Origin of the sequence: Nonomuraea diastatica (genome assembly GCF_004349015.1) — a bacterium.
GTDB classification, from domain to species: Bacteria; Actinomycetota; Actinomycetes; order Streptosporangiales; family Streptosporangiaceae; genus Nonomuraea; species Nonomuraea diastatica.
In genome coordinates, this window is record NZ_SMKP01000036.1 from 53,786 (window position 1) to 62,350 (window position 8,565).

The window sequence follows — 8,565 nt, forward strand, 5'->3', positions numbered from 1 at the left end:
TCCGGCGCGCGGGGAGCTAACCTGGCCCTCTATGACCATGGAGGCGCTGAGAGACGGAGACCCCAGGCAGGTGGGCCCGTACACCCTCCTGGGAAGGCTGGGCGAAGGCGGCATGGGCGTCGTCTACCTGGGCCGCTCTCCCGACGGCACGCAGGTGGCCGTCAAGCTGATCCACGCCAGGCTGGACGCGCACGCCGACTTCAGGCGCCGTTTCGCCCGCGAGGTGGCCGCCGCCAAGCGGGTCGCCAGGTTCTGCACCGCTCCCGTCCTCGACGCCGACGTCCAGGGCGAGCTGGCCTACCTGGTCACCGAATACGTCGAAGGGCCCAGCCTGGGTGACGTCGTCCGCTCCTCGGGGCCGCTCAAGGGCTCGGCTCTCGACGGCCTGGCCGCCTCGGTGGCCATGGCCCTGCGCGCCATCCACGGGGCAGGGGTGGTGCACCGCGACCTCAAGCCGTCGAACGTGCTGCTGTCGCAGGTGGGGCCCAAGGTCATCGACTTCGGCATCGCGCAGCTCGCCGACGCGGAAATGAGCAGCGCGATCGTGGGGACGCCGTCGTACATGTCGCCCGAGCAGGTGTCGGGCGCCACCATCGGGCCGCCGTCGGACATCTTCTCGTGGGGCTGTACGGTCGCCTTCGCCGCCGGGGGCGTGCCGCCGTTCGGGTCGGGCTCGGTGCCGACGGTCCTGCTGCGCATCGTCAACGAAACCCCCGATCTGCGCGGGCTCACGGGGTCGCTGCGGGACCTGGTGGTGGCGTCACTGGTCAAGAACCCCGCACAACGCCCGACGGCCCAGGATCTGATGGACCGCCTCAGCACCTCGGCCGTGCCGGGTCCCGGCGCCTCGGGGCTGAGCACCACCACCGGCCCTGGCGCGCCGGTGCCAGGAGGCGGTGTCGCGGGAACAGGCGAGGAAGGCGGCAGCAGAGGTGCGGGGGCGGGATCAGGTGCGGCAGGCGGCGCCGGCGCCGGTGCCGCGGTGAGCAGGCCAGGCGGCGGTGGGGCGCTGCCGGGAGGCGCGTGGGAAGGCGGGCGGCCGACCGCTCCTGGTGGCACCGCCGGGCCGACCACGGGAAGCCCGGGAGGTCCGGGACGTCGCGACGGTTCCGGGGGTTCGGGGAGTCACCACGGTTCCGGAGGCCCGGGGGGTCACCACGGTCCGGGAAGCCTGTTAGATCACAGCGGTCCGGAAGGTGCGCGGAGCGGTGGGCCGCGGAATGCCCGAAGGCGCGGGGTGTCGCGGCTCGTGGCGGCGGGCGGGCGGCGCAGGCTGACGGCGGCCGCCGCGGCCGTGGTCGTGGCGGTGGCCGGGGTGTCGGCGGCGCTCATGTGGCGTGACCGGGGCACCTCGGACACCACGACGGTGGACGAAGTCACCCCCACCCTTGCTGCCACCTCCGGACAGAACGGCACCGCCGATCAGAGCAGCACCACAGGTCAGGACGCGACCCGGCCGGCGGGCGCAATCCGCAACCCGCTCATGGCCCAGGGGAAGGTGTCGTTCCACTCCCCGCCCGAGCCCGGCGCGAGCAGGCAGGCGACGTTGTGGAAGCAGGATCGCCCCGAGGACGCGGAGCTGATGAGCAGGCTGGCCGCGGTCCCCCACGCCATCCGGCTCGACCAGCCCGAGGTCAGGTCGGAGGTGGACGTCACGATCGAGGCGGCCGAGAAGGCGGGCGGTGTCCCGGTGTTCCTGATCAATTCCATGCCGGGCAGCGACTGCCTGCCGATCGAGCCGAAGGACATGACCGCGTACCAGGAGTGGATCACGGGCATCGCCCGCCAGATCGGCCAGGCCCGGGCGGTGGTCATCCTGGAGCCGTCCAGCCTGGTCAAGCTGCCGGGGACGCGGAAGTGCGACGCGGACGGCTCCCCCGAGCAGCGTTACCGGGACCTCAGGCAGGCCGTGCGGAGCCTCAGGTCCAACCCCCGCACGGCCGTCTACCTCGACGGCAGCCAGGACTACTGGCCGGGCACCGACGTCATGGCGCGGCGGCTGATCGGGGCAGGGGTCGAGGAGGCGGACGGGTTCTTCGTCAACACCGCCGGCTACCAGCGTACGGAGAAGAGCGTCGAATACGGCAAGGCGCTGTCGGCCTGCGTCAGCGTCCAGCTGAGGACGGGCCGCGAGGAGTGCCCGCAGGACACGCCGGTGGACCGGTCGCGGATGCCGCACTTCGTGATCGACACCGCCAGGAACGGCCAGGGCTCGTGGACGCCGGAGAAGAAATACGCGGACCCGCAGGTGTGGTGCAACCCTCCGGGCAGGGGCGTCGGCCCGCGGCCCACCACGGAGACGGGTGAGGAGCTGGTTGACGCGTACCTGTGGATCGCGCGGCCGGGCACGTCGAGCGGCCGGTGCAGGCGCGGCGCCGGCGGCGAGGAGGATCCCGTGCGCGGTGTCGTGTCGCCGGACGGCGGCCAGTGGTGGGCCGACCTGGCGCTGGAACGGGCGAAGAACGCGAATCCACCGCTTCGGTGAGCGCGTCCCGGGAGATATCAGCATGAATTCCCGTTGTCCGGTCCACCAGAATGGGGATTGTGACTGCACGCCTGCGCATCGCCTCCGAGCTGAGGATGTTCCTGCCGGTGAGCCGGCGACGGGAGTGGCAGGAGGTGGCCCCCGACGGCACCTCCACGCTGGGGCACCACGTCGAGTCGATCGGCATCCCGCTGACGGAGGTCGGCCCGTTGATCGTGGCCGGCGATCACGGCGTGCCTCCGTCCTACCAGCCCGCGCCCGGCGACGTGGTGGAGGTGCATCCGGTGCCACGTCCGCAGCAGTTGCCGGAGAAGCCGCGGTTCCTGCTGGACGTGCATCTGGGCACGCTGGCGCGGCGGCTGCGGCTGCTCGGCATCGACACCGCCTACCACAACGACATGGACGATCCGGCGCTGGTGGTGCAGGCGAACGAGGAGCGGCGGGTGCTGCTCACGCAGGACCGCGGCCTGCTGCGCCGCCGCGCGCTGTGGCTGGGCGCGTACGTCCGCGGCTCGCGCCCCGCCGACCAGCTCCGCGACCTGCTGGAGCGCTTCGCGCCGCCGCTGCGCCCGTGGACCCGCTGCACCGCGTGCAACGGCGAGCTGGAGCAGGTGGACAAGGTCGAGGTCGAGCCGCTGCTGGCGGCGGGCACGCGGCGCAGCTACGACGCCTACGGCCGGTGCGGGGAGTGCGGCCAGGTCTACTGGCACGGCGCGCACAGCGGCCACCTGGAGGAGATCGTGCGGACGGCCCGCGCCTGGGCGTCCTGACACGCTGCGGTGTGCCATTCTGATCGGCAGCTCTCCTCGAATCCTCGAAGGAAGGGTCGTGTGGACTTTCGCATCATGGGGCCGCTCGAGGTGGCCGACGGCGACCGGGATCTGACGCCCACGACGCCCAAGCTCCGCGATCTGCTGGCCATGTTCCTGCTCAACGCCGGTCACCCGCTGACCGTCGAACGGCTGCGGCGGCTGTTGTGGCCTCGCGAGGGAGGTGACCGCTCCGACTCTCTGATCCGCGGCTACGTCGGCCGGCTCAGGCAGCTGCTCGGGAAAGACGTGATCGGCACGGTGTCAGGGTCGTACGTGCTGGCCGCCGGCGACGGCGGGCTCGACGTCGACCGGTTCCGGCTGCTGGTCGACTAGGGCGCCTACGAGGAGGCGCTGGAGTTGTGGCGGGGCGAGGTGCTGGAGGACGTCGACCCCGAGGGCGAGCGGTGGTCGGAGACGCGCCGGCTCCGCGAGGAGCTCGGCGAGCTGCGGCTGCTCGCCCTGGAGCGCGGGCTGCAGGCCGGTCTCGACGCGGGCCGCCACCGCGAGCTGCTGGTCGAGCTGCGCCGGCTGACCCGGCAGCACCCGACGTGGCAACGTTTCCGCGGCCAGTACATGCTGGCCCTCTACCGCAGCGGCCGCCGGGTGGACGCGCTGGCCGCGTACGCGGTGCTGCGCGACCAGCTCGACGGCGGCCACGCGATCGAGCCCGACCCGGAGTTGCAGCTGCTCTACCACCGCCTGTTGCACGACGACGCGTCGCTGCACGTGTCGGCGGGCCCGCCGGTGCTGCTGCCGCCCGACGTGGCGGGTTTCACGGGGCGGGCCGACCTGCTCGACCAGGTGGTCGGCGGCCAGGTCGTGGTCCACGGCCAGGCGGGCGCGGGCAAGTCGGCGCTGGCCGTGCACGCGGCCTGGCGGCGGCGCGAGAGTTTCCCAGACGGCATCCTGTACGCCGACCTGCGCGAGACGGCGGCGCCTTCGGCGGTGCTGGAGGACTTCCTGCGCTGGCTGGGCTGCCCGGCCCAGGCGATCCCCGCGTCGCTGGAGCAGCGCGAACGGCTCTTCCGCACGTACGCGGCCGGCCGCACGGTGCTGGTGCTGCTGGACAACGCGGCCGGAGAGGCGCAGGTGCGGCCGTTGCTGACGTCCTGCCCGACGGTCGTGACCAGCCGTTCCCCGCTCGGCGGGCTGACCGGGGCGCGGCGGTTGTCCGTCGGCGTGCTGGACGACGGGGAGGCGCTCGACCTGCTCGCGAGGTGTTCTGGCCGCGCGGCGGACGACGCCATGCGCCGGCTGGCGCGGTTCTGCGGCGGGCTGCCGATCGCGCTGCGCATCGCCGGCTCCCGGCTGGCCGCCAGGCCGGAGTGGACCGTCGACTATCTGGTGCGCCTGCTGGAGGACGAGCACGAGCGGCTCGACCGGCTGCACGCGGGCGACCAGACGGTGCGCAGTGTGCTCGCGATCGGCTTCGACGGGCTGCCGGAGCCGGCCCGGCTGACGTTGCGCGGGCTCGGCGCGCTGTCGGCGCCCGACTTCGCCGACTGGGTGACCGAGCAGCTTGGCGGGCAGGCCGAGGCGCTGGTGGACGCGGGCCTGCTGGAGACGCACGGGGTCGACGTGGCGGGCCAGGTTCGTTATCGGATGCACGGTCTGACCGTGTTGTTCGCCCGTGAGCAGCCCGTCCCCGGGGTGCTGGCGAGGCTGGCGGCGGTGGTGCTGGCCAGGGTGCGGGCCTCGCGATTCTCGCTGGTGTCGGGCGACCCGGCGACGGCCGTGGCCACCAGGGACATCAGGGAGTCGGTCGAATGGCTGGCGGCCGAGCGGGCGTTCCTGGTGAGCCTGGTCGCCGACCTGCACGCGGCGGGGCTCGACGACGAGTGCTGGCGGCTGGCGCACCTGCTGGCGCACCTGCTGGCGCCCTATCTCGAACGCCACCGCTTCCTCGACGACTGGCGGGCCGTGACCGGGCCGGCGCTGGAGTCGGTGCGGCGGTCGGCCGACGACCGGGGCGAGGCGCTGATCCTGCTGGACCTGGGCGATCTGCATCTGGCCGAGCGGGAGTGGGAGCGCGCGTACGAGCGGCTGGGGCGCGCGCTGGAGATGGTCCGGCGGCCGGGCCGCGCCCGCGACGTCAACCACGCCGTACGCCGGATGGCCCGCGTCCACCTGGGGCTGGGGCGGCTGGAGGAGTCCGAGCGGGCGCTGCGTGCCTGCCTGAAGGAGGCCGGCAACGAGCGCGACGCGGCCGACGCCGAGCGCGTGCTGGGCGCGGTGCTGCGCCGCACCGGCCAGCTGGACGAGGCCGGCGCGCTACTGGCGGCCGCCGTCGAGCGCCTGGCGGAGCTGGGCGACCGGCACCGGCAGGCCGACACCCTGCTCGACCTGTCGGCGGTACGCCTGGCGCAGGCCGCCAAACCGGCCGCCAGGGCCGCCGCCGAGCAGGCCAGGGGCATCGCCGTACGCCTCGGCGACCGGCTGCTGGACGCGCACGCGCTGCTGGCCCTGGCCCGGGTCAACCGGGCGGAGGGCGCGACGGGGCGGGCGCGCGAGCTGGCCGAGGCGGCGCTGGAGGTCTTCGAGACGACCGGCGACCGGCGGTCCGCCGCGAACACCCGGGCGTTCCTGGCGCAGTGACCCCCACAGTGACGCCCGCAGTGACGCCCGCAGTGACGCCCGCAGTGACCCCCAGTGAGCCGGGGGCCTCACACGGCCAGCAGGCGGCGCACGTCCTCGCGGTGCAGGTCCTCGGCGGTGCCGGTGCGCACCACGTGCCCGCCGTCGAGGATGACGAACGTGTCGGCCAGCCGCAGCGCGATGTCCAGATACTGCTCCACGAGCAGCACGGCCAGCCCGGCGGTGTGGAGGCGTTCGATGGCCGCCTCGATCTCCAGGATGATCGAGGGCTGGATGCCCTCGGTCGGCTCGTCGAGGATGAGCATCCTCGGCCTGATCACGAGGGCGCGGGCCATGGCGAGCTGCTGCTGCTGGCCTCCCGACAGGTGGCCTGCGCTCCGCTTGAGCAGCGGTTTGAGGGCGGGGAAGAGGTCGAGGGCCTCGTCGACGGCCTGCCTGGGCTGCTTGGCGGCCTCCAGGGTCACCAGCAGGTTGCCCTGGACGGACAGCTGGGGGAAACACTGGTGGCCCTGCGGTACGTACCCCATGCCGAGCCGCACCCGCTCGTGCGGCCTGAGCCCGGTGACGTCACGCCCGTCGAACGTGACCGTGCCGGCCACCGCGGGCAGCACCCCCATGACGGTGTTGAGCAGCGTGGTCTTGCCGACGCCGTTGCGGCCCATGACGCACACGAGCTGCCCCGGCCCGACCTCCAGCGAGACGCCGAACAACACGCGCGCCCTTCCGTACCTCGACTCAAGGCCGGTTACCGACAACATCGCTCGCCTTCCTCCCCAGATAGACCTCCTGCACGCGGGGGTCGGCGCTGACCTGGTCCACCGAACCCTCCACGAGCACCCTGCCCTCGTGCAGCACGGTCACCGTCGAGGCGTGCCGCCGCAGGAACTCCATGTCGTGCTCCACCACGACCACCGTGTGGTCGTCGGCGATCCGCGTGAGCAGCTCGCCGGTGCGCTCGCGCTCGTCCTTGGACATGCCCGCGACCGGCTCGTCCAGGAGCAGCAGCCGGGGCCGCTGCGCCAGCAGCATCCCGATCTCGAGCCACTGGCGCTGGCCGTGGGAGAGAATCCCGGCTGAACGTTCGGCGAGCTCTTCTAGCCCCGTCCTGGCGAGCGCCTCGGCGACGGCCTCGGACACGCCCTTGCGCCGTCTGGCCAGCGACCACAGCGGCTTTCGGAAGCCGGCGGCCAGGTCGAGGTTCTCGACCACGGTGAGCTCCTCGAAGACGACGGACGTCTGGAACGTGCGGCCGACGCCGAGCCGGACGATCTGGTGCTCTTTCCTGCCCATCAGGTCGTGGCCGGCGAAGCGCACGCTGCCCGCCGCCGGCCTGGTCAGGCCGGTGATCACGTCGATCAGCGTGGTCTTGCCCGCGCCGTTGGGCCCGATGAGGAAGCGCAGCTCGCCGTCGGGCACGGTCAGGTCCACGCCGTCGAGCGCGCGGAAGCCGTCGAACACCACCTGAACGTCACGTAGTTCGAGCACGTCGCAACCTCTCCGCCACCCCGATGATCCCCTTCGGGGCGAGCGTCATGACCAGGATGAACAGGGCGCCCTGCAGGTAGAGCCAGCCGTCGGCGAACTGCTCGCTGAACGCCGTCTGGGCGTAGCCCATGACGACGGCGCCGAGCACGGCCCCGGCCAGCGCGTGCCGGCCGCCGACCGCCACCGCGACGACCAGCTCCAGCGACGGCACCACGCCGAGCAGGGCGGGCGAGATGATGCCGACGACCGGGACGAACAGCGCTCCCGCCAGCCCCGCCATGCCCGCCGACACGGCGAAGGTGACGGTCTTGACCAGGGCCGGGTCGTAGCCGAGGAAGCGCACCCGGTCCTCGCCGTCCCTGACCGCGACGAGCAGCCGGCCGTACCGGCTGTTCACCAGCTGGCGGGTGGCGAGGTAGAGGACGCCCAGCACGGACGCCACCGCCAGGTAGAGGCCGCGCTGTGTGGAGTCCTCGGCGAGGTCCTGGCCGAACAGGTCGAAGAAGTTCGTCATGCCGTTGGTGCCGCCGGTCAGGCCCTGCTGCCCGACCAGCAGGATGACCATGGCGGCGGCCAGCGCCTGGGTGAGGATCGCGAAGTACGCGCCGCGCACCCGCTGCCGGAACACCAGCGTGCCCAGGATGACCGCGATCGCCATCGGCCCCAGCACGGCCATGCCCAGGGCGAAGACCGGGCTGGCGAACGGCACCCACAACGCGGGCAGCTCCTCCACCCCGCTCCACACCATGAAGTCGGGCAACCCGCCGCCCTCGGTGAGCTTGAGGTACATCGCCATGGAGTAGCCGCCGAGCCCGAAGAACACGCCCTGGCCGAGGGTGAGCATGCCGCCCTGCCCCCACGCCAGCCCGATGCCGAGCGCGACGATCGCATAGCACAGGTATTTGGCCAGCAGGCTCAGCCGGAACGGCTCCAGCAGCAGCGGGGCGGCCACGAGCACGATCACGGCCACGGTCGCGAAGGGCAGGTTCCTCCTGATCATGTGAGCGCCCTCGATCTGAGCACGAACATGCCCTGCGGCCGCACCTGCAGGAACGCGATGATGGCGGCGAGCACGATGACCTTCGCGAGCGAGGCGTCCGACCAGAACTCCGCGTAGGAGTTGAGCAGCCCCAGCCCGACGGCCGCGAGCACGGCCCCGCGCAGTTGCCCCAGCCCTGTCTCTTATGC

Annotated in this window: 7 protein-coding genes and 1 pseudogene; 4 read left to right on the forward strand and 4 right to left on the reverse strand. The window is 72.7% G+C overall.

What is annotated here, in order from left to right; all coding sequences use genetic code 11:
• Positions 1-31 precede the first annotated feature (31 nt).
• Genes E1294_RS15305 through E1294_RS15320 form a run of 4 tightly spaced genes read left to right on the forward strand, consistent with a single transcriptional unit; the run spans position 32 to position 5,892 of the window.
• The gene (locus E1294_RS15305; RefSeq protein WP_165977296.1) at positions 32-2,485 is read left to right on the forward strand and encodes a glycoside hydrolase family 6 protein; all 2,454 of its coding nucleotides are present in this window, start codon (positions 32-34) and stop codon (positions 2,483-2,485) included.
• A 50-nt stretch (positions 2,486-2,535) separates the two neighbouring features.
• Complete coding sequence (locus E1294_RS15310; RefSeq protein WP_132509027.1) at positions 2,536-3,255, forward strand: Mut7-C RNAse domain-containing protein; 720 nt, start codon at positions 2,536-2,538, stop codon at positions 3,253-3,255.
• A 60-nt stretch (positions 3,256-3,315) separates the two neighbouring features.
• The gene (locus E1294_RS15315; protein ID WP_132509029.1) at positions 3,316-3,630 is read left to right on the forward strand and encodes an AfsR/SARP family transcriptional regulator; all 315 of its coding nucleotides are present in this window, start codon (positions 3,316-3,318) and stop codon (positions 3,628-3,630) included.
• Between the two features lie 18 nt (positions 3,631-3,648).
• Complete coding sequence (locus E1294_RS15320) at positions 3,649-5,892, forward strand: BTAD domain-containing putative transcriptional regulator (RefSeq protein WP_281284435.1); 2,244 nt, start codon at positions 3,649-3,651, stop codon at positions 5,890-5,892.
• Between the two features lie 68 nt (positions 5,893-5,960).
• Here the strand turns inward: E1294_RS15320 and urtE are convergent, their stop codons facing one another.
• The 4 genes and pseudogenes from urtE to E1294_RS15340 all read right to left on the reverse strand — a co-directional run.
• A complete protein-coding gene (gene urtE, locus E1294_RS15325; protein WP_132509033.1) occupies positions 5,961-6,650 on the reverse strand; it encodes an urea ABC transporter ATP-binding subunit UrtE in 690 nt (229 codons plus the stop codon).
• Entirely contained in the window at positions 6,628-7,377 is a 750-nt protein-coding gene (gene urtD / locus E1294_RS15330; protein WP_132509035.1) for an urea ABC transporter ATP-binding protein UrtD, read from the reverse strand. Before urtD ends, urtE begins: the two co-directional genes overlap by 23 nt.
• Complete coding sequence (gene urtC / locus E1294_RS15335) at positions 7,361-8,377, reverse strand: urea ABC transporter permease subunit UrtC (protein WP_132509037.1); 1,017 nt, start codon at positions 8,375-8,377, stop codon at positions 7,361-7,363. The genes urtD and urtC overlap by 17 nt, the downstream gene beginning before the upstream one ends.
• A pseudogene (locus E1294_RS15340) lies at positions 8,374-8,553 on the reverse strand (urea ABC transporter permease subunit UrtB); the annotation flags it as partial. The gene urtC and the pseudogene E1294_RS15340, both read right to left, overlap by 4 nt.
• Positions 8,554-8,565 lie beyond the last annotated feature (12 nt).